Annotated in this window: 22 protein-coding genes; 10 read left to right on the forward strand and 12 right to left on the reverse strand. The window is 55.7% G+C overall.

All coding sequences use genetic code 11. The features are described from left to right. The first annotated feature begins 135 nt into the window (after positions 1–135). From TCELL_RS06815 to TCELL_RS06830, 4 genes are all read left to right on the forward strand, one after another. On the forward strand, positions 136–618 hold the full coding sequence (locus tag TCELL_RS06815) for a DUF4352 domain-containing protein (protein WP_420834843.1): 483 nt from the start codon (positions 136–138) through the stop codon (positions 616–618). Between the two features lie 63 nt (positions 619–681). Continuing rightward, positions 682–1242, forward strand: coding sequence for a nicotinamide-nucleotide adenylyltransferase (locus TCELL_RS06820; RefSeq protein WP_048163400.1), 561 nt, complete (start codon positions 682–684; stop codon positions 1240–1242). A gap of 10 nt (positions 1243–1252) precedes the next feature. After that, complete coding sequence (locus tag TCELL_RS06825) at positions 1253–1915, forward strand: YkgJ family cysteine cluster protein (RefSeq protein ID WP_014738003.1); 663 nt, start codon at positions 1253–1255, stop codon at positions 1913–1915. Then, on the forward strand, positions 1908–2816 hold the full coding sequence (locus tag TCELL_RS06830; RefSeq protein WP_014738004.1) for a biotin--[acetyl-CoA-carboxylase] ligase: 909 nt from the start codon (positions 1908–1910) through the stop codon (positions 2814–2816). Before TCELL_RS06825 ends, TCELL_RS06830 begins: the two co-directional genes overlap by 8 nt. Here the strand turns inward: TCELL_RS06830 and TCELL_RS06835 are convergent. Then, positions 2813–4168: a TldD/PmbA family protein gene (locus TCELL_RS06835; protein WP_014738005.1), complete on the reverse strand. Its 1356-nt coding sequence runs from the start codon at positions 4166–4168 to the stop codon at positions 2813–2815. The genes TCELL_RS06830 and TCELL_RS06835 overlap by 4 nt on opposite strands. Further along, the gene (locus TCELL_RS06840) at positions 4158–5558 is read right to left on the reverse strand and encodes a TldD/PmbA family protein (protein WP_014738006.1); all 1401 of its coding nucleotides are present in this window, start codon (positions 5556–5558) and stop codon (positions 4158–4160) included. Before TCELL_RS06840 ends, TCELL_RS06835 begins: the two co-directional genes overlap by 11 nt. An 86-nt stretch (positions 5559–5644) precedes the next feature. Between TCELL_RS06840 and TCELL_RS06845 the strand changes: the two genes are divergently transcribed. From TCELL_RS06845 to TCELL_RS06855, 3 genes are read left to right on the forward strand one after another with little or no spacing between them, the layout of a single operon-like run. Then, on the forward strand, positions 5645–7924 hold the full coding sequence (locus tag TCELL_RS06845) for a DEAD/DEAH box helicase (protein WP_014738007.1): 2280 nt from the start codon (positions 5645–5647) through the stop codon (positions 7922–7924). A gap of 53 nt (positions 7925–7977) precedes the next feature. After that, a complete protein-coding gene (locus TCELL_RS06850; RefSeq protein WP_014738008.1) occupies positions 7978–8277 on the forward strand; it encodes a lipoate-protein ligase small subunit in 300 nt (99 codons plus the stop codon). After that, positions 8264–9061 (forward strand): lipoate--protein ligase family protein, encoded by a 798-nt coding sequence (locus TCELL_RS06855; protein WP_014738009.1) that lies wholly within the window; start codon positions 8264–8266, stop codon positions 9059–9061. Before TCELL_RS06850 ends, TCELL_RS06855 begins: the two co-directional genes overlap by 14 nt. 81 nt (positions 9062–9142) lie before the next feature. Here the strand turns inward: TCELL_RS06855 and TCELL_RS06860 are convergent, their stop codons facing one another. From TCELL_RS06860 to TCELL_RS06885, 6 genes are all read right to left on the reverse strand, one after another. Further along, positions 9143–9409: a hypothetical protein gene (locus TCELL_RS06860; RefSeq protein ID WP_157864725.1), complete on the reverse strand. Its 267-nt coding sequence runs from the start codon at positions 9407–9409 to the stop codon at positions 9143–9145. Between the two features lie 52 nt (positions 9410–9461). Then, positions 9462–10163, reverse strand: coding sequence for a hypothetical protein (locus TCELL_RS06865; RefSeq protein ID WP_014738011.1), 702 nt, complete (start codon positions 10161–10163; stop codon positions 9462–9464). Beyond that, positions 10160–11452 (reverse strand): ATP-binding cassette domain-containing protein, encoded by a 1293-nt coding sequence (locus TCELL_RS06870; RefSeq protein ID WP_014738012.1) that lies wholly within the window; start codon positions 11450–11452, stop codon positions 10160–10162. The genes TCELL_RS06865 and TCELL_RS06870 overlap by 4 nt, the downstream gene beginning before the upstream one ends. Before the next feature lie 23 nt (positions 11453–11475). Next, entirely contained in the window at positions 11476–12201 is a 726-nt protein-coding gene (locus TCELL_RS06875; protein ID WP_014738013.1) for an ECF transporter S component, read from the reverse strand. Between the two features lie 67 nt (positions 12202–12268). After that, positions 12269–13570: a pyridoxal-phosphate dependent enzyme gene (locus TCELL_RS06880; RefSeq protein WP_014738014.1), complete on the reverse strand. Its 1302-nt coding sequence runs from the start codon at positions 13568–13570 to the stop codon at positions 12269–12271. Continuing rightward, positions 13567–14058, reverse strand: coding sequence for an Lrp/AsnC family transcriptional regulator (locus TCELL_RS06885; RefSeq protein WP_238529008.1), 492 nt, complete (start codon positions 14056–14058; stop codon positions 13567–13569). Before TCELL_RS06885 ends, TCELL_RS06880 begins: the two co-directional genes overlap by 4 nt. 93 nt (positions 14059–14151) lie before the next feature. Here TCELL_RS06885 and TCELL_RS06890 point away from each other — a divergent pair, with 93 nt between their 5' ends. Genes TCELL_RS06890 through TCELL_RS06900 form a run of 3 tightly spaced genes read left to right on the forward strand, consistent with a single transcriptional unit; the run spans position 14152 to position 17214 of the window. Next, entirely contained in the window at positions 14152–15423 is a 1272-nt protein-coding gene (locus TCELL_RS06890) for a glutamine synthetase family protein (RefSeq protein ID WP_238529009.1), read from the forward strand. A 60-nt stretch (positions 15424–15483) separates the two neighbouring features. Then, positions 15484–16185, forward strand: coding sequence for an ERCC4 domain-containing protein (locus TCELL_RS06895; RefSeq protein ID WP_048163411.1), 702 nt, complete (start codon positions 15484–15486; stop codon positions 16183–16185). Then, the gene (locus TCELL_RS06900) at positions 16186–17214 is read left to right on the forward strand and encodes an MraY family glycosyltransferase (RefSeq protein ID WP_014738018.1); all 1029 of its coding nucleotides are present in this window, start codon (positions 16186–16188) and stop codon (positions 17212–17214) included. On the opposite strand, the gene upp is transcribed toward TCELL_RS06900, so the two are convergent. The 4 genes from upp to TCELL_RS06920 form a co-directional block, all read right to left on the reverse strand. After that, entirely contained in the window at positions 17211–17858 is a 648-nt protein-coding gene (upp, locus tag TCELL_RS06905) for a uracil phosphoribosyltransferase (protein ID WP_014738019.1), read from the reverse strand. The genes TCELL_RS06900 and upp overlap by 4 nt on opposite strands. Before the next feature lie 100 nt (positions 17859–17958). Continuing rightward, the gene (locus TCELL_RS06910; RefSeq protein ID WP_157864726.1) at positions 17959–18696 is read right to left on the reverse strand and encodes a P-loop NTPase; all 738 of its coding nucleotides are present in this window, start codon (positions 18694–18696) and stop codon (positions 17959–17961) included. A gap of 10 nt (positions 18697–18706) precedes the next feature. Next, entirely contained in the window at positions 18707–19096 is a 390-nt protein-coding gene (hypA, locus tag TCELL_RS06915; RefSeq protein WP_014738021.1) for a hydrogenase nickel incorporation protein HypA, read from the reverse strand. 27 nt (positions 19097–19123) lie between these two features. After that, positions 19124–20317: an MFS transporter gene (locus tag TCELL_RS06920; protein ID WP_014738022.1), complete on the reverse strand. Its 1194-nt coding sequence runs from the start codon at positions 20315–20317 to the stop codon at positions 19124–19126. Positions 20318–20337: the final 20 nt, after the last annotated feature.

The raw sequence follows: 20337 nt of genomic DNA on the forward strand, positions 1-20337 counted from the left end.
GACTTGGGCAGGACGCGGGAGGGCCCCTGTTTTCCCAATGCCCAGGCCCGAGTTGATCGGGTCGGTTTAAACGATCTTACGATAATATACGGTAAGCTTTTAATTATAGACTGTTAGTAATTATTTGACGGTGGAATATTGAGGGCAATCGACCCAGTTATAGCCACAGTTATTATTGTTGCGGTGACAATAGCCGTAGCGATCGCTGTAGCCCTCTGGATGACGGGCCTGGTCGGGGGCTTTACAGGCACCGAGAACCTCCAGATAGTCAACGCCTACGCTCTGGCGACCACAAAACCCGGGCAGGGCTGGAATATAACACTCACAGTAAAGAACGCGGGGACGACCACGGCTACGATAGACCAGGTATTCGTGAACGGGATACCGTATGATGCGATTATCTTAACGTCTACTACTGGTGCCACAACCACTACAGTCCCCGTAAGCTTGGGCGTGAGCCTGCCACTGACTCTCTCGCCAGGTAATAGCACTACAATACAGATTTTCATACCCTTGGGTACGAGCTCCGCGCTGAGCTTCTCGTCAGGGCAGCAGGTCGAGATCAAGCTACACACCGCGAGCGGCAAGACCTACCCAGTCCAAGTCGTCCTACCTTAACAGTAAATTCTGAACCCCGATACGTTTTTACAGATTTTTAATAACTCCTCGAGACATACTCCTATGGGGTGCTTGTTGACCGACGACCGATGCCTAATGATAGCCAGGTTCCAGCCGTTCCACTACGGTCACTTGAACGCGCTAAAGTTCTGCTACGAGAGGTTTGGCGAGGTCGTGGTCGTTGTCGGGATGGCCAGCCAGAGCCACACGCCGGAGAACCCCTTCACGGCGGGCGAGAGGGTCCTGATGATCAGGGAGAGCCTTAAGTGGAGTGGTCTACCGCTAGACAAGCTAATTACAGTAACGCTCCCGACACTAGAGGTCAGCAGGGTTGCCGTGCACTACGTCAAGCTCTACAGCCCCCCGTTCAAGCACGTCGTGACGTTGAACCCCGTCATACAGAGGATATTCATGGAGGAGGGGTATACGGTGGTGGAGCCCCCCAGACTGGCGAGGGAGAACTACAGGGGTAGTATCATAAGGAGGCTCATAGCCGAGGGGAGGAGTGAGTGGGAGCAACTGGTTCCGCCACCCGTTGTCGACGTTATTAAGAGCGTTGACGGTGTAGAGAGGATCAAGATGCTCTACAGAGAGAGGCTGCCCGGCTACTACGCGACCGTGTAAGGGGTAGTACATGAAGTTCGTGTGCACACTCTGCGGCGACTGTTGCCGGGCGAGCCCCGTAAGCCTACTGCCTCACGAAGACGTCATTCTCAGGGAATTAGCGGAGACACTCGAGCTACCTTACAAGAGCTACAACGGGTACTACATGTACGACAGGGTATCGGGCTACAACCTGGCCTTCAGCTACGTGATGGACTTGGTAGACGGGAAGTGCCCTTTCCTCTCGGGGAACCTCTGCAGGATACAGAACATCTACAAGCCATTCATATGCCGTAGCTTCCCCTACATTCCGAGACAGGTCAAGTACAACATCGACTCCTACAACCGAGTCGTCTACGCCACAGTTGAGTACGGGCTCAGCCTGATGTGCCCTGTCATAAAGAAGGACAGGAGCGTACTGGAGAAGTACAGCGAGCTGAACCCTGGGATACTCTCAGAGTACATGCCCTACGAGTACGACGCGGCAAACGAGATGGAGCGTATACGGAGCCTATTCCTAGCACTGCTCTCCACGCTCTGGAGGCTTGGGGTTGTAGAACTCGAGCCCGGGAGGCCCGGGGCACCCGTCTACAACCTCTACTTGTTCCTGACGCGGCACTACCCCGACCTACCACACATACTCAAGGTAGACCAGGTTACAAAGAGGCTGGCGGAGTTGAAGGCCTATGAGTGAGCAGCCGGGTATAGCCGAGCTTCTGCTCCTAGACCTGCTAAGCGCGAGGAGGAGCGTCGGATTAAACGAGCTATCGGGGGAGCTGGGACTCGAGGGGGAAGAAGTCCTGAGGCTTGTCGAGAAGCTATCGAGGAATTACATCATCAGGCTAGAGGGGGGTAAAGTATCGTGGTTCAATGGAGACAACCCTAGGGCTTTCAAACCCTGGGGCTGGATGCTGCAGTACAAGGTAGTCACGGGTTCGACTATGACGGCGGCCAGGCACCTCAACCCTTGGAGCATAGTAGTTGCGGAGTACCAGCTGGCTGGGAGAGGGAGGTTTGGTAAGAGCTGGGTAAGCTCCCTGGGGGGCCTCTGGGTCACCTACAAACTGAGGGTCTCTCCAAGGGCCGCTTCGATATCGTCCCTGGCTGTCCCCCTGTACGTGATCGAGTCCCTCGAGAAAGTCAGTAATAATACGTTCAACGTGAAGTGGCCGAACGACATAACTTTCAAGGGGAGGAAGGTGTCCGGTGTACTCCTCGAGGCTGAGTCGATAGGCGAGGACATTGTACTCTACGTGGGGGTAGGGATCAACGTGAACAACGACCCCCCTCTACCCACCGCTGAGTCCCTCAAGAACGTCACGGGCGAACTCGTGCCGAGGAATAAAGTCCTGTCTGTCTTAACGAGCCTAATTTCCAGAATCGAGCACTACGCTAGGAGGCCCGAGACCATAATGCACAAGTACACGAGCAGGCTGGAGACGCTAGGTAGGAGGGTAGAGGCAGAGACCGAGGAGGGCACTGTTGAAGGCGTTGTGGAGGACGTTGACGAGCAAGGTAGGTTAGTCTTGAAAACATACAGGGGCGAAGTCCGGCTCGAGCCTTACAGAGCGAGGAACGTCAGGTACGTCGACTAGCCGCCTGACACCTTGGCCTCAGCGATGTACAGGCTGGGGGTTACGTAGTTAGCGTTTACTTCCGCGTCCGACCCTACCTCGACGAGCTTGCCGCCCAGCCACTCGTATATGTTCCCCGCTACGACAAACGACTTTACGGGCCTTACTCTCCCACCGTCTACGAGTAGACCGTGTGTGACCGTGAAGTATGCCTGCCCCGAGACGAAGTTGCTCATCCAGCTACCTATGGTCGAGTAGACCACGATACCCCTCTTCAACTCCCTGGTGAACTCCTCTAGGCCTCCGCTACCCTTCTCGAGCACGACGTTTGTTGGAGTCGGGACCGTAGACGACCCGGGGAGAGCCCTGAAACCGTTACCAGTCGACTCCATGTTAAGCCTTCTAGAGACGTAGTAGTTGGTCAGAGGAGTCGCGAAGACCCCCCTGTCGAACACTGTCTTGGAGTAGACGCCGACACCCTCGTCGTCGAAACTCCTAGAGCCGTAGTGGAGCGGGAGCGTCGGGTCGTCACGTATAGTGACCTTCTCGTTGAGCACGGGAGCCCCGATCCTTCCCTTCAACGGGCTCCTGCCCTCGACGATGTTTAGACCTGAGACAGCTGGTATGAAAGCCGCCATTAAGACCTCGGCCGTGACCCTGGGCGCCAGCACTACTGGGTACACGCCGGATTCTGGTGTGGCGGGGTTCCGGAACATAGTGGTGTAGTCGACGGCCTCTACCACTCTCTTCACGAGCTCTTCTTCGGCGATCTTTCTGCTCCACAACGAGAAGTCGTACGTCGACTCGGTGCCGCCGAACACCGACTTCACGCTCCCGTAGGCCCCGAACAGGCTACACCTTTCGCTCACGTCTACACCGTTCGTGTTGGCCACTCTAATGTTCACCCTAGCCAGCTCCACTAGCCCCTCCATAACAGTAGTCTTGTCCGCCCCTACTACACGACCCCGCTCTACCGCGCTGTCTACTACCAGCTTAGCCAGCTCGACGGCTTTGTTTGGCTCCAGGTAGTCAAAGGGTTTAGAGTACGTCTCTGACCTGACCCCTCTATCGATTTTCGGCGGAAAGCCCTGCCAGTAGGGGTCCTCGGGGGAGCTCCTCACCGCCCTTTCTAGGTCTCTCAAGGCCTCCTCTAGACTCGTACCCAGGTCGCCGACAGATATCCCGGCCACCCTCCTACCGATCGCCGCCCTCAACCCGTACGTAGTCCTCGCACTGAACAACACTGGCTTGATCTCGCCCGAGACAATGGAGGCCGTGACCCTCTCCGTGCTGATGACCACGACTTCGAGCTCGCTCAGCCCTCTCCTCGACCCTTCCCTTAGGATCGCCTCAGGGTCAAGCCTAGCCTCCAAGAGCCACACCCCTAATTCTTACGTGGGGGCCCCCGTCGCCGACCCTGACCATCTGACCGCCTTTACCGCAACCGCCAAAAACGCTGGTCTTGACCTCCAGGTCTAAGCCGACGGCGTCCACGTTGAGGAGCGTCTCCAGGATGTTCCCTGCTATCATGACCCCTCTAACCATCCCCTGTACCTCCCCTCCCTCGATTATGAAGCTAGGGCCGCTCGTGAAGGTGAAGGAGCCGGTCGCGGGGTTTACCTGGCCCCCGGAGGCGCCGCGGCCCTTCAGGTACACCCCCCTCTTCGTGTCCTGTATGATCTCGTATGGGTCCCAGTCCCCCGGCTCGAGGTATATGTTGGTCTGCCTCACGAGTACGTTGTCGGCATAGGTCATGGACCTCCCGTTGCCCGTCGGACTCGCGTTGAAGAAGCCCGCTGTCTCTAGGTTGTGGAGGTAGCCCCTGAAAACCCCCTTCTCTATCAGGTAGACCTTTACCTTGGGAGACCCCTCGTCGTCGTACGGCAGGTACACGCCACCACTAACCCTCCCGTCGTCAACTATTGAAACGAGCTCGCTGGCCACGACGCTACCCACTCTATTCTCGAGAACGCTCCCCCCGGACATCACTATGTCCGCCTCTGACGCGTGGCCGAAGGCCTCGTGGATGAGCAGGCCCACCATCTCGTTGTCCAGCACCACGTCGTACTTGCCGGGCGGGAGGGTCTTCGCTTTAAGGGCCCCTACTACGAGCTCGGCGTTCTCTCTAAAGAGCCTCTCCCAGTCGAAGTTCTTGACAAACTCCCATCCTGCAACCCTGGACTCCCCGTGAGAGAGCCTCTCCATAGAGCCCTCGGCTTGTGCTACAAGGACGCCGCCTACGCCCACCATCCTCCTCGTGAAGTCCACGTAGTCCCCTCTCGAGGAGGCGATCACCCTCCTGTCCTTTTCAAAGGCGTACCTCAAAACAACGCTGGACAGCGCCTTCTCCTCTCTAAGAGTACCGTGGATGGCCTTGAGCAAGTCCACTTTTTCCGACACGTCTACGTCAATTGGGTCGATCGAGTAGTCGCTCACGACCCTCTCCCTGTGAACGCCGCGGCTCGCCACCCTTGCAGGCCTGGACCTGCCCTCCAGCGCCCTGGCAATCCTGAGCGCCTGCTCTAGGGTATTTTTAAGAGAAGGCTCGTTGAGGTCGTTCGTAGACGCGTAACCAACAAACCCCTTGTAGAACACCCTGAAGCCTACTCCCCGGCTCTTGGAAACAGTCGACTCTCTCACCACGCCGTTGTCCAGTAGGATGATTTCGTAGATGTGCTCCTGGTACCTGATATCGACGTAGTCCGCTCCCATTTCCTCGCCTTTCCTAATCCAGGACTCGGGGTCAAAGCCCAACGAGACCATCTCAGCCAATAATAAGCACGGAGTGAAATTAAATGGTTTTCTTGTATAGGTTTTAGTTGTGTAGCAGTTAGTGCGAGTAACAACCCATGATAAGAGACAGGCTACTACTGGAGGTCAACAGTGAGCTGGTACAGCTCTACCCCCGCGCCGGAGCCTCTATTATACACGAACACGTGGAGGAGTCCGTCGAGCCCGAACCAGGCCCAAGCGTAGAGGAGTTAAACTTACCGGAGGACCTGAGGCGGACGCTCCTCAAGGCAGGCATTAGTAGGCTCTACAAGTTCCAGTACGAGGCCTTCGAGAACATATTAAACGGCTTCAACACGGTGATAGTGGCCGGGACAGGGACCGGCAAGACGGAGGCCTTCCTCATACCCATACTAGTCGACGTCCACCGCAACCCTTCACCCCTGCCGAGAGCTGTAGTGACCTACCCCACGAAGGCGTTGAGCAGAGACCAGCTGGCGAGGCTCCACAAGTACTTGGTCTTCGGTAAAGTATCGGCGGGCGTCTATGACGGCGATACGCCGGTCGAGGACAGGAGGAGGATGAGGTCTCAGCCACCGGCTGTACTGATAACGAACCCCGACATGATACACGTGGGGCTAGTCCGCAGCCCCGCGATCAAAATGTTTGTCGACCGTGCTAAGTTCTTCGTTGTCGACGAACTCCACGTCTACGAGGGTGTGCTCGGCACGCACCTGAAGTACATAGTGGACAGAGTAAAGCTCGCTAGGGAAGGGGGGCTACAGTTTATAGCATCTTCAGGCACCCTCAGCAACCCCAAGGAGTTCGCTGAGAGCATCTTCGGAGTCGACGTGGTGGTCGTCAAGGGACCCAGTAGGAGGAGAGGCGGGGCCGTACACGCCCTAGTGTCAACGGGCTACTTGAGCAGGTGGACTATAACGGCAGCCCTATCGAGTATACTCGCAAAGAAGGGTGTCAAGCACATAGTCTTCGTAGACAGCCAGCAGATGGCGGAGCTCGTGGCAAGGATCGGTAGGAGTTTCGGGGCAGAGGTCGTAGTCCACAGGGCTGGGCTCCCACCCGAAGAACGTAGAAGAGTTGAAGAAAAGCTGAAATCCGGCGAAGTGCTCGCCGTCGCGGCCACGCCTACCCTAGAGCTCGGAATAGACATAGGCGACCTCGACGCCGTTGTCATGTCATCGCCGCCGCCCAGCTTCACGAAGTACGTCCAGAGGGCTGGTAGAGCCGGTAGGAGGGGGAGACCTGGCTACGTCTTCACGATACTAGCCGACGACCCCATAGACTCGTACTACGAGAGGTACCCGACCCAGTTCTTCAGCCAGGATATACCGCAATCGGTCATAGAGCCCTCCAACATAGAGGTCGCAAAGGTTCACCTACTAGCCCACCTACTCGAGAAGGGGCGCGTACACTTAGACAGCCTCCCACCTGTCTGGAGGAGAGCTGTAGACCTCCTCATAGAACAGGGGCTCGCGTACACTAGGGGCTACTACGCCTACCCCCGCCGCAGGCTCGCAATAGGTTTCCTCGAGGAGTACAGCAGTATCAGGAGCGGGGGGCCCATCGTCGAGGTTTACGACGAGGCGACGGGCGAATTGGTGGGGTACAGGGAGTTACCACAGGCGCTCTTAGACCTCTACCCCGGAGCCGTCTATTTCATTCAAACCAAGCCCTACGTCTCGCTGGGGGTCGATATCGAGAAGAGGGCCGCGTACGTGAAGAGGCTGGATAAGGACGTGGATTACTACACTAAGCCCTTGTACACCGTGGACGTGGTCGACTACGAGGTCCTCGACGAGCGTGTCTCCGAGAGAAATATACCCCTTACCTACGCGAACGTCGAGCTCGAGATCGCTGTCGAGGGTTACGTCGTCAAAAACGCTTTCGACGACAGAAGCGGCGAGAAGTACTGGTTCGACACCCCCCTCCACTACTCCTACCCGACTAAAGCCGTCCTGGTCAAGTACCCAACAATCGAGGAGTGGGATAGGCTCGGCCACGCAGAGGCGTTCCACGCAATCGAGCACTCCCTGATCTCCGCCGCGAGAATAGTCTGTGGTGCTGGTTTAACGGACATGGGAGGAGTGAGTTACCCGAGCGGCGACATCGTGATCTACGACGCTGCGCCGGGTGGTAGTGGGCTCGCTAGGTTGCTTTTCGAGAGGTTCGAGAAGGCTGAGGAAATAGCCCACGACATTGTCTCCTCCTGCGACTGCGAGGATGGATGCCCTAGGTGTATCTACTCTCCGTTCTGCGGCAACAACAACCAGGTGCTCTCCAGGAGGAAGGCCGCGTATTACCTTACAGGCCTACTCGCGGGTAAGCTGGTCGAGCACGGTAAACCCCTGGAGGCGAGGTATGGGAAGCCTATCGCCTGAGGTTATCTAAGTTTTAATCCCGGGACCCGCCTATATTGAGCCGGTAGACGGAGTTGAGGATAGGCGTATACGAGCACAAGGCTAGAAAGGGGCTGATTAGAGTCAGCTTAAAGATCGTAGAGGGAGTGATCGAAGAAGCGACCATTACAGGCGACTTCTTTATATACCCCGAGGACGCCTTGTTCGAGCTGGAGTCTACACTCAGGGGGACTAAGGCGTCTTGGGCGGAGGTCTCGTCTAAGCTAGACGAGTTCTTCAGCCGGGGTGTAGAGCTGGCGGGCTCGACGCCCGAGGACTTCAAGACTGCTTTGAAGAAGGCTCTTGTGGAGGCCGGTGTACATGGGGAGGCTTAGGGTCCTCTTCTACGAGACCCCGGACAACCCCTTCTACAGCCTAGCGTTCGAAGAGGCGATATTCCAGAGCGTTATGCGCGGCGCCGACACGACGCTGAGGTTCTGGAGGCATAGCAACGCTGTCATTATAGGCTACTTCCAGAAAGCTGACGAAGAAGTCAACATCGAATATGCGAGGAAGATGAACATCAGTATCGCGAGAAGGTTCACGGGTGGGGGAGCAGTCTACCACGACCTCGGGTGCCTCCTCTGGACAGTAGCCACTAGGGGCCCCGAGAAGGGGTCTGTCTCCTACCTCTACGACCACCTGTTGGAAGGCTTCGTGAACGCTCTGAGAAGGCTGGGCTTCACTGCTGCACGCGAAAACGTCAACGACGTTGTCGTAACGATTGGAGACAAGTCCTTCAAGGTGTCTGGGGCAGCAGGCAGTTTCAGGGGTGGTGCCTACCTACTCCACGGTACTCTCCTTTTGAATACCAACTTAGAGGTGTTGTCGAGGGTGCTCAGGGTCTCGAAGGCCAAGCTAGCCGACAAGAAGGTCAGCGACGTGAAGTATAGGGTTACCAACCTGGCGAACCTGAACCACTCGATAGGCGTCCCAGACGTGGTCAAGGCAGTGGTGGAGTCCTACAGCGAGTTACTGGGGTTAGACCCGTATTACGACTTACCGAGCAGGGAGGAGGTCGACCTGGCTAGGAGACTGTACGAGGCCAAGTACTCAAGGGCCGAGTGGAATCTCCTCAGAATGCCTCACTCATACTTCGAGTCGGCCAGCACCACGTAAAGCTGTTTTTATACCTCTCAAACCTTTATACGAGTACTGGATGGGGAAGGAACCGAACGCCGAGTTGAATGACGAGTACTGTCAAACCGACAACATGTTTTCTACACTCACACTTCCTTTCATGAACTTGAACAGTCTGATCAGCGGGCGCTTACTCACTATAAACACGATCTTCTGGTCGCTGTCGGGGTTGTAGAACCCCACCCTCCTCTCGTCGAGGACCGCTGGCTTAGGCTTGTTGTGGCAACAGCAGTCCTCGCACACCTTAGCCGAGTCGATATCAGGGTAGACCGAGTGGCAGTAGTCGCAGACGTAGTACACGAGCCCGTCGACCTTTACGGAGATCACGCCTCTCACCCACCCTCAGTTTTGTATCGGAACTAGACCCTTATCACTTTTTTCACGGGAGGACGACGTACAGGAGTACAAGGCCCAGAGACGCCGCCGCGAGAAGCGCGGTGTGCCTAGCCGAGCTCCTCGTTGGTATGACTCCTTTAACACGCCCCCCTACCTTGAGCCAGTTGTACTCCTCGACGAACCCGCCGTACTCCAACATTATGGCGACAGCTGGTGCCAACCTCCTATGAGGCTTCTCCCTCTTCAAGACGCCTATGTGAATGGAGTCAACGAGGACTCTTAGTCCGTAGGGTATAGTACGCCAGGTAAGCAGAGGGTAGTAGCCCGGGGCCCGTAGTCTAAGCAGTATGTTGGCGGCCTTCACCGGACTGAGGGTCGTAGCGAGAAACAAGATCAGGAGAGACACTGCTAGAGACCTGACTAGGACAACGACTGCGCCTACGACGTCTACGCCAGGTAAGCCCACGTAGCCGCTTGCGTACGCCGTGAAAGAAAACCACGTGGCTGGTATAAGTGAGAGTACGAGAGCGCTGTAGAGCCAGCTCCACCCCGGCCAGACAACGGAGAGAGATAGAGTAGAACCCGTCACGACGAGTGCCGAGACGACACCCGGCTTGGTGACCATGAGTAGACCGGAGGCCAAGTATAGTAGCTTAGACCACGTGTAAGCGAGCCTGAAGCCCTCCTCCCCCCTCAAGAAGAGGGCGCGGTAGACGAGGTTGACTAGAGCCGCTATGATGTTCACAATACAACACCACGGTCGATAACCACTTTCCTCTCGACGGCCCTCACCAGCCTATCGTCGTGACTCGCGATAACTACCGTTTTACCCTCCTCGACGAGTCTCTCGACCACTTCCACGACCCTGCCGGCGTTGAAGACGTCCAGGCCTCCAGTCGGCTCGTCAAGCAGGTATATGTCAAAACCGCCGAGGTAAGCCGATGCGATCGCTAGCCTCCTTCTCTCCCCCGAGCTAAGGTCTGCCAGCTTACTCCCCATAACCCCTCTGAGGTTGAACAACTCAGCTACTTCTCTAGCTCTGTCCTCGTCACCGCCCACCATGTACACCAGCTCTTCCCACGGGGTGGGCATCGAGAAGTACGCCAACGGGTTCTCCGGTATGTAGATCGGCCTACCTTTAACAGTAACGCTACCTCTACTGGGTCTCAGGAGCCCAGCCACTAGTTTTAAGAGCGTGGTTTTCCCAGAGCCGTTTCTACCCATTACCACTGTCAGGGTGCCGGAGCCGACCTCTAGGTCGACGCCTCTCAAGACCCAACCGTAGCCGGGGTACCTAAACCACACATCTTTAAGCCGGACGGCAAGCCTGCTGCCTCCCCCTCTCCCTACCCGAGGACTCTTCACCTCCCAGGCCCAGCTAAGCGAGTAGCCATCGTACTCTACGACGCCGTGGTTCATCAGTATAAACCTCGGTCTAAGCTCTGCCCAGAAGAGCGGGTCGTGGTCTACGATTACAAACCCCTTTCCCTCACTAAGTTGCTGTTGGACGAGACTCTTCATTTTCGACCTCCCGGCCTCGTCGAGGTAGACAAGGGGCTCGTCCATCACGATAACTCTAGCACCCGTGGCAAGCGCCTCAGCCCACAGCAGTAACTGCGTCTGCCCCGCACTAAGCCCGTACGTTATGAAGTCCTCCATGCCTCCGAGACCGGCCTCGTTTAGAGTCTTCATGTCGCACTTGTCTCGCACGATAAGCTGAGTGTAGCAGAACTCCGACATCACGGTGTAGCCTATTATCCCGTACCAGGGCTCCTGGGGTATGTAGGCTAGTACTCCCGCCAGGTCACCCGGCTGGTACTCCTTCACGCTCTTACCGAGTAGGCGTACGTCGCCACGGAGGTAGCCTCCACGTAGGGTGATAGTGTTGGTCAAAGCCCTTGCCAGAGTCGTCTTGCCTGAACCAGACCTGCCCGTTACGACTACTAACTCCCCCTCGTCTAGCTCGAGGCTCACACCTCTAATTCTAAAGCCTTTAGGGTAACCAGCCTCGTCTATCTTGGCCTCTAAGAGCAAGAACGTTCCCTTTACTGTGGACACTACTTCTGTTTCACGAACCCTGCCCTATATAGCCACACCGCCACCGGTAGAGATATTATGACGCCTGACACGGCCTGCCCTATGTTCACGGGGACCTCGTACAACGCGTTAATGGGGGGTCTACCCGTAAGGGGGTTACTGACGAAGTACTCGTAGAGGAAGTAGCCGGTAACCATTAACGAGCCCGCGATGAGTAGGGCGAGCGGCTCAAGGGACTTCACTATGTATTTCGTCACACCGTATACTACTACAGCCCCGAGCAGAACCGTGACAAGAAGCCAACCGTACCATGGTATGAATGCCTCGATAGACGACAAGCTGAACCAGAGCCACGAAGAGGGCCCAAACACGACCCTGCCAGCCCAGTAGGACACCCCGTAGTACAGGCCTAAGGCGTAGACCGCACCCACACTAGCAGCCGCGACGGCCTTCTGCCTGGTTCTCCTGAAGAGCCCTACTAACACCCCTGCTAAATAGCCCTCGGCGAACTTTATGACAAAGGTGGCTGGTGCAAAGATGGCGTATCCTGTGGTCAGATCAGCTAGAGAAGCACCGACACCGCCTGCTACCGCTGCCACTATCGGGCTACTGGTCAGGGCGGCCAGGTAGATCATGGACTCCCCTAAGTTGAAGTAGCCTCCTGTGACAGGCTGGTATATCTGGAGAGCCACCGTGGCTACGTATACGAGAACCGTGAAGACTACAGCCTCGAGACCTCTCCTCACTCCTCGTCACCAAAGATCGTTATGTCTTCTCACATTTTAAAGTTAAAACTTTAAGAAGGGCTTTAAGTCACTTTTCCACGTAGTACCTCTTCCTACCCCCTTCTTCAACTACCTTGATGAAGCCCTTCGATGCCAGCTCTCTCAAGTGCTGGTAGACAGCTTGAGGTGATATGTTTAAACCGAGCTTCTTCCAGACCTCGTACCCTGTAAGGCCGGGGTGGTTCGTTAACACCTCGAGTATGAGCCTCTTAGTCACCCCGGGGAAAACCTCTGTGAACTTGAGCCTCCTGGCTCTGGCGTAAGCCTCCGGGGACTTAAGCCCGTGACTTGTGACTAAGACAACACTCTTGTCTAGCGGCTGTTTCAGGAAGCCGGCGAACCCCACCGCGGAAGAGGCCTCGGCGAAGAGGCCCTCGTTGCGACTCAACCTCTCGGCGGCCTCTATAGCCTGCTTCCTAGTCACGGTGACGACGTCACCGTTCTCCTCGATCAACCTCAGTACGTGCTCGTAGATGACCGGCCTGTAGTACCTGAGCCCGGGCAGAGGCTCCTCGCCACACGGGGAGACGTTGTACAACGCAGAAGCGTACAACGGCCTACCACAGGGCTCCACACCCACGAGAAGCGGGATCCTCCCTAAAACACCTAGCACTACGAGCTCCTTGAAGCCCTGGTAGAGGGAGAGTAGTGTTAGCCCGCTACCTAGTGGTAGGTAGACTGCCTCCACGGAAGAGCCGAGCTTCTCGTAAATCTCGAAGGCGATCGTCTTCAAGCCTTGAACAGACAGGTAGTTGAATGTGCTCGAAGCATTGTATAGACCCTCTTTCCTGCTTCTCTCGTCGACGTACTCCAGAAGCTCGTCCAGGCTCTTGGTGTCGACGATCACCCTGGCCCCAAACGACTTCATCAGTATGATCTTCTCCTCCTCAACCCACTCTGGGACGTATATAGTGGCGGAGAGGCCCGCCCTCGCAGAGTAGGCGGCTATGCTCGCCCCCGTATTCCCGTCACTAGCCAACACGACTCTCCGCTGCTTACTAGACAGGGCGTCGCTCACCATCAAGGCAGCCGCACGGTCCCTGAAACTGCCTGTAGGGTTCCTTGTCTCGTCCTTGAACCATACCGCCAGGTCTCCTTCTACAGCTCTTCTAGCTGCTAGTAGGGGTGTAGAGCCCTCGCCGAGTGTCACTTTCTCCTTAATACCCGGTAGGAGGCTGGAGAACCTCCAAACCCCCTCGCCTGCTTGCGTCTCCCACCTTGGCTTGTAGACGGGTCTCACGAGCCCTCCGCAGTACGGGCATACGAGGTACCTCTCGTGGACATAGGTGCGCCCGCACTTCTCGCACCTGGCGAGTAAACCAGCCGTCACAAGGGTAGCCTCTTCTCCTCTTTCGCCACCCTGAAGATAATGCTAGTCCTGCTCTGCTTTATATAGGGGTGTTTAAGGAGCCACTTGACGAATTCGTCTAGCTCGCTGATGCTCTTGAAAGAGGCTATCACCGCGACGTCGAACTCGCCCGTTATATCGTAGACTGCCTCGACGTTCTGGTGCCTCGAAATGTCGCTCTCGACGTCTAGTATGTGCTTCCCGTCCACGTTCAGTAGGATGAGGGCTTTAACGGTGTATCCAAGCTTGCTGTAGTCGACCTCTACAGTAAACCTCTTGATAACCCCCGCCCTCACTAGCCTCGCTACCCTCTCGTGGACCGTCGATACTGGCTTAGCGAGCTCGTGAGCGATATCTTTCAATCTACGCTTGGAGTCCTCCCGTAAAATTTCCAATATTTTCTTGTCAACCTCGTCGAGTACACCTGGATAGCTTTCAAGCCTCCTCCTCATCTTCTGGAACCCATTCACAAACTAGCATTTAGACTTTTTAAACTTTCCAGTATTATTAATAGGCCCGTTAAACGGTGGCCGAAATTGTTGACACACCTGTTGTTTACCGACTTGGCGGGAAGGCTTAGGAAAGTTACTCTGAGAATAGACGGGGACCCGTTGCTCCTTGAGGGTTTAGAGACAATAGTCGACGGCTCTAGTTTACTTGGCTTCCTGAGAGTCGAGGAGAGCGACCTACTAGTTAAGCCCGTGTCGAGTAGACCTATTGTGACGGGATACGTTGAGGGCAAGCATTTCATATCTGGCCTCTACAAGGACAAGAATACGAGGTATAATAAAGACCCGAGATTCGTAGCAGAGCGACTCGTCGAGTACCTTAAGGAGGTGGAGCTCGAGGCACGTGTTGGCGTGGAGCTGGAGTTCTATATTGTTGAGTCGGTGGAGTCCAGGCTTACACCCGTATCTCAGAGCCTTAACGTTAAACCAATAGGAGAGGCGGACTATCCCCAGTCCTCGCTGTGGTTTGTCAAGACTTACGACTCTCCTGGAGAGGACAAAGTAGGCAAGCTATTGGGTAGAGTCCTGGCGGAGCTCGAGAGAAACGAGCTCTACTTCAGTAAAGTCCACAGGGAGAACGGGCCTAGAGGGCAAGTAGAAGTCTCGACGCCCGCCGGGACACCTATCGAAACCGCCGACTTCGTCCAGCACTTCAAGTACATGGCAAGAGTAGTGGGGGGTAGAGAGGGGTTCAGGCCGGTCTTTCTCGCAAAGCCGTTTCCAGACGACTACGGTAGTGGAATGCACGTCCATGTAAGCCTTTGGCAGGGCGCCTCCAACATATTCGAGGAGGAGGGAAAGTTAAGCGACGAAGCGCTCTACTTCATAGGGGGTCTACTAGAGCACGCGAGGAGCCTGGCGGCCTTCACTAACCCAACAGTCAACAGCTACAGGCGGCTCGTGGAAGGCTTCGAAGCACCAGTCTACGTGTCTTGGGGCCTAGGTAACAGGACTACGGCTATAAGGGTTCCAACCCAGCACCAGGGCAGAGTCGAGTACAGGCCGCCCGACCCCACGTCTAACCCTTACCTCTCGATCTCGGCTATCATCATGGCCGGTCTAGACGGTATCAGGAAGAAAATAAGCCCGAGTGAGCCGACGTCGCGTAACCTGTTCGAGGAGGCAGCGGGCTGGGGTACTGGTGGCAGGGTGCTCCCGAGAAGTTTGGAGGAGGCTTTAGAAGAGCTTGAGGCGGACAACGACTACCTGCAACCGGTCTTCGACCGCGAACTACTAGAGTCCTACATCGAGTTGAAGAAGAGAGAGGCGAAAGCCTTCAGGTCTTACCCGACACCCGTGGACTACTTGTTCTACCTCGAGTATTGAGTTTTAAAGTATCGCCGACTTTATCACACAATAGGCAAACAGTATGGCAGGTGGCCAGCCTTGAGCCATCTTCTGCTAACTCCTGTAGACGTGATAATAGACAGTAGAGAGGACTCCAAGCACCCCGACTTCAGGAGGGCTCTGAGCGTGCGGGGGATGAGGGTCGCTGTCCAACCCCTTCCAGCGGGTGACTTCCTACTGCTCGCGCCCCCCGACAAGCAGTGTATCCTGGTTGAGAGGAAGACTGTGGACGACTTGGCCAACAGTATTAGGGACAACAGGATATGGGAGCAGTCCAAGCTCTTACGCGAGGCGGCAGAGAAAGACGGGCACCAGCCCCTCATAGTAGTCGAGGGCTGGATCGGCGCCCTGGAGAAGTACAGGGGTTGGAAGATACAGAGCGTCCTGAGAGTTTTAGACACACTTATGCTGGACTTCAGGATACCCGTACTCAACACGCCTAATGCTGAAGCCACTATCGAGTGGATTGTGGCGAAGTCTAAAAGCCTCGGGGAGACCAAGGACAAGAGGGTCTTGAGGATGAGGGTCGAGAAGAAGCCCATGGACTTGAACGAGAGGATCCTCTACGTTGTCGAGGGTCTAGCCGGTCCGACCATTGCCAGGAGGCTACTCTCCCACTTTAAGACGATCAGGAATCTAGCGAACGCCACCATATCCGACTTGCTGAAAGTCGAGGGTGTAGGTGAGAAGAGAGCACAGGAGATATACGCGGTCTTGAACACTCCTTGGAGGGAGTCGTAGTTGGACGCGATTACACTACTCTTCACTCTCCTATCCGCGTTGGTGTCCTTTGTCAGCTCCCTCGTTGGCGTGAAGTGGTGGATAGGTAGAGCCCACGCGATCGGTTTCGTGGGTAGAGACATGAACAAGCCAGGGCACGTAGAGGTGGCCGAGGCCGGCGGCGTTTGGGTCTCGCTAGGCGTGGCACTAGGGCTCCTGACCTTCATAGGACTGGAGACCTACGTCTTGAACGACCAAGACCTCTTTAAGGAGTACGTTTCGCTCGCATTACTGCTCTTCATGTCAGGTTACCTCGGTTTCCTCGACGACGTACTGGGCTGGAAGAAAGGGTTGAGGGCACTCTACAGGGTCTTACTCATGGCCCCTATCTCACTACCGCTCGTCATTCTCAAAGTGGGTATACCGACCATAACACTACCATTGATAGGTACCGTAGACCTCGGGCTGATCTACTACCTCGTACTGATACCCGTCGGCGTGACTGGGGCTAGCAACGGGTTTAACATGCTGGCAGGCTACAACGGGCTTGAAGCCACACAGGGGGTCCTGCTAGTCCTGTTCTCGGGACTACTCGGCTTAATTAAAGGGTTCGACGGCTTGTTCACAGCGTCGCTGATAATGGCGGCTGGGATAGCTGGTTTCCTAGTATTCAACAGGTATCCCGCCAAGGTCTTCCCGGGCAATACCTTCACGTACGCTACCGGCGCGTACTTTGCCGCACTAGCTATCCTGTTCAAGACCGTGAAATTCTCTCTAGCCCTCTTCACTCTCTACTTCGTCGAGCTAGTGCTGTTCTTGAGGGGGTTGAGAGATGGTGTCTACAAGGAGAACTTCGGGAAGCCCCTACCTGACGGGACCCTGCTACCCCCCTACGACAAGTCCTATAGCCTCACTCACGCCGCCCTGAAGGCGTTGGTCAAGATTAAGGGGAGAGCCAGGGAGCCCGACGTTGTCGTGTTTATCGCGCTACTCCAGGCTCTGATCGGGGTTGCAACACTAGCGTTGAGTGCGTTGGGCCTGCTTTCCTAGTACTTTGTTACATAGTCGGGGGTCAGACTCCTGTCCCCAGCGTCTCCTATGCCCGGTACAATGAAGAACCTGTGGTCCAGCAGGGGGTCGACCTCGATGGCGTAAACGGGGACACCCGGGTGTCTACTCCAGAAGTACTCCAGACCTCTCTTAGAGGCGAGAATAGTCGCCGCGATAATGTCCCGCCCACCCCTCTCCGATACTAGCTCGACTACTTTGGTCATGGTCTTACCAGAGGCGAGAGTAGGGTCTACTACTATCGTTGTGTAGACCGCGAGATCCGAGGCGATCCTCTCGTAGAATATCTCCACCTCGAGTTCGCCGTCTACAACCCTCCTCCTCGCCCCCACGAGGCCTAGACCAGCCCAGGGTAGCGCGTCCCAGATCCCGTGCATCATCGGGATCGAGGCACCAAGCACACCTATTATGTAGACGGGTCTCGAAGGGTAGACTCCTTCAGCCTTGGCGAGGCCCGTCTCGACGAAAAGCCGCCCCCACTTCAGCCTCCTAGAAACCTCGTAGCCGACTATGAAGCCTAGCTTCCTGACGGCGTCTCTATAGGACCTCGGCGTCGTGTTCTTGTCTCTTAGAACGCTCAAGTAGTACTTCGCGAGCGGGTTATCTATTAAAACAAGCTCTCCCAACTAAAAACACCGGGGTTGAAATATTCTCACAGCCGGCTTTTTAACAAACTCGCTTCATCCAAAAATCGTGTCTACTAGTTACTCCTGCCCGTGGATGTGTTTAGTCTCCGCTCACCAGTCTGTCTACGATTTTCTCGAAGAAGCCCCTCAACGGGCAATTCCTCACGTTCTCTAGAGACCCGATACAGTTGTCGAAGCCTGGATAGAAGGGCACGTAGCCTAGGTAGGTTACCCCAGGCTCCTTAAACACGTCCACTAGACCGCCCTCGCCCATGTTCTCCACCAAGAGGATCTCCCTCAGCCCGGACTCCCGGAGGAGAGATATCATCTTCCTGACACTGCTCACCGACAAGGGGCTGGGAGTCGTTACTACCACTGGCTTAACGACTTCTCCTAGTCCGTAGATTATGTCCATGTGCTCGTCGCTCATCCCCGGAGGCGTGTCAATGAACAGGTACTTTAGCCCGTCCAAACGGAGTATAGAGATCAGCTCGAAAAGGGCTCTCGACACGCTTTCCCCTCTCAGAGGTAGCGGTGAGTCCCTTGTGAAAGTCGCAGGGGTAACGTAGCTAAGTTTCCCGACTAAAGCCGGGATTATACCCTTCTCCTCCACGTACCTCACCTCCCTCGGGTCGACACCTAGCACTATGTGTGTAGACGGGTTTGTGAAGTCCAGGTCTATTAGACCTACTCTTATGCCCCTCTCGGCGGCGTAAAATGCCAGCAATGACGAGAGCGTTGATTTGCCTACACCGCCTTTACTGCTGAGTACAACGTAGGTCTTCTTAAGCGACGTCAACTTGTCTTTGACGAGCACCAGCCTGTAGTCCAGACGCACCACCCCCAGACTAGCCAGGGACCACCTCGGCTACCTCCAGCCCTCTCCCCTTGACTACCTTGAAGTCTCTACTACCGCATTTCGGGCACTTGGTGTAGGCGAAGACGGCCTCGGGCAGGAAGTGTATAGACTCCTTCACCTCCTCTCCTAGGTCACCCGGGTTGAAGGACCACTCGTAGCCACACCTGTTGCACTTGAATAGTGCCTCCTCGTCTTCCAGTACTACGTCTCCTAGACTCACGTTGTACAAACCAGCTAGCTCGCGTATCGAGAACAAGAGTACCTCCTTGTCGATACTCTGCAACACGCCCACTCTCAGCTTCAAGGTCTTGATCCTAGGACCGTAGACGCTCGCAACGTACCTTAAGAGCGCCTCCGCGAGGCTCCACTCGTGAACCATTCGGTCACCCAATGTGTAGATCTCCGCTCATAGTATATAAGCGAGATACGCTGTAGAGGCAATTCCGATAACGAACGACGTCACAAGCGAGTTGAAGGGGTTTAGTACTGTATACATGAGCCCTGCCACGTACGAGGCGAACGCTCCTCCCAAGGTCTCGAGTGTTCTCTGGATGCCTGTAGCCCTACCTCTCAACTCTATAGGGAGGACGTGTGTTAGAATCGAAGATATAGCTGAACCGACTACCAAGCCGCCGGCGTTCGAGACTACCACGCCCACGTAGACGAGGGCTATCAGCCCCCTGTTGATGTACGGGAGGGCTAGAAAGAGCTGACCGAGGGCTATCAGAGAACTCGCTGCGACCGTTAGTTTCCTGCTGTGCACGCTTATACGCGCGGAGAGAAAGAGAGAGGTCAGTATTGAGGAGGCCGTCCCCAGTGTTGTCGCGACCCCCCAGTCTACAGCGCTCATACCAAGTCGGTTAATGGCGTAGATCGCCCCAAATGTGTTGACCACTGCGAGTGTCAACTGGTTGAAGAAGGCGGTGTAAACGTAGTACTTGATAGCCTTGTTCAACACCGGGCGGTAACCGGCTAACTCGACTATCACACCTGAAAAGTCCTTGTCCCTCGGGCTGAAGGTCTCTTTCAACGCCTTGATCCTCAGTATGGACACGACTAAAGCTATTACGCCCGATAGTACAAACCCCCACCTGATACCGCTAACACCGTACATGTCGAATAGGGCACCCCCTACCACCGGCATGAACAGCCACGGTAGGCTGGAGAACGCGTTCAATACCATGAAGCCCTTCATGGTCTTGTCCCTCGGCATGGAGTCCATTAGTATAGCCGTTAGAGCCGGCTGGTAGAAGTGGCTCGCGTTGTCAACAACCCAGATTACGGTAAGGTACCTCCAGTCCGGTGCGAGCGCGTAGAAGAACTGTATGGTCGCGACCATGAAAGTGCCTATTATAATAGGCTTTACTCTACCCCAGATATCCGTCAGTAGCCCGCCTATCGGCAGGAACACCGCGAGAGCCACGAGGCCCAGTGACCTCATAATGGAGATCTCGATGTCGCTAGCACCCAGGCTCTTGGCGTAAACGGAGAAAAACGGCATTACTATAGCGCTGCTCAGGGCGAACAAGAACCAGGATATCGCCATTACGCCGACGTTCCCGGACAGTAGGAGCCTCAGCTCTACCAGGTAGCTCTTCACACTACTCAAGAAGCTGGCAC

Origin of the sequence: Thermogladius calderae 1633 (assembly GCF_000264495.1) — an archaeon.
GTDB lineage: Archaea > Thermoproteota > Thermoprotei_A > Sulfolobales > Desulfurococcaceae > Thermogladius > Thermogladius calderae.

What these genes read in the sequence shown, in the direction of transcription:
- TCELL_RS06820 (WP_048163400.1), top strand. Translation starts at nt 682, where the DNA reads ATGGGGTGCTTGTTGACCGACGACCGATGCCTAATGATAGCCAGGTTC.
- TCELL_RS06825 (WP_014738003.1), top strand. Translation starts at nt 1,253, where the DNA reads ATGAAGTTCGTGTGCACACTCTGCGGCGACTGTTGCCGGGCGAGCCCC.
- TCELL_RS06830 (WP_014738004.1), top strand. Translation starts at nt 1,908, where the DNA reads ATGAGTGAGCAGCCGGGTATAGCCGAGCTTCTGCTCCTAGACCTGCTA.
- TCELL_RS06840 (WP_014738006.1), bottom strand. Translation starts at nt 5,558, where the DNA reads ATGGTCTCGTTGGGCTTTGACCCCGAGTCCTGGATTAGGAAAGGCGAG.
- TCELL_RS06845 (WP_014738007.1), top strand. Translation starts at nt 5,645, where the DNA reads ATGATAAGAGACAGGCTACTACTGGAGGTCAACAGTGAGCTGGTACAG.
- TCELL_RS06855 (WP_014738009.1), top strand. Translation starts at nt 8,264, where the DNA reads ATGGGGAGGCTTAGGGTCCTCTTCTACGAGACCCCGGACAACCCCTTC.
- hypA (WP_014738021.1), bottom strand. Translation starts at nt 19,096, where the DNA reads ATGGTTCACGAGTGGAGCCTCGCGGAGGCGCTCTTAAGGTACGTTGCG.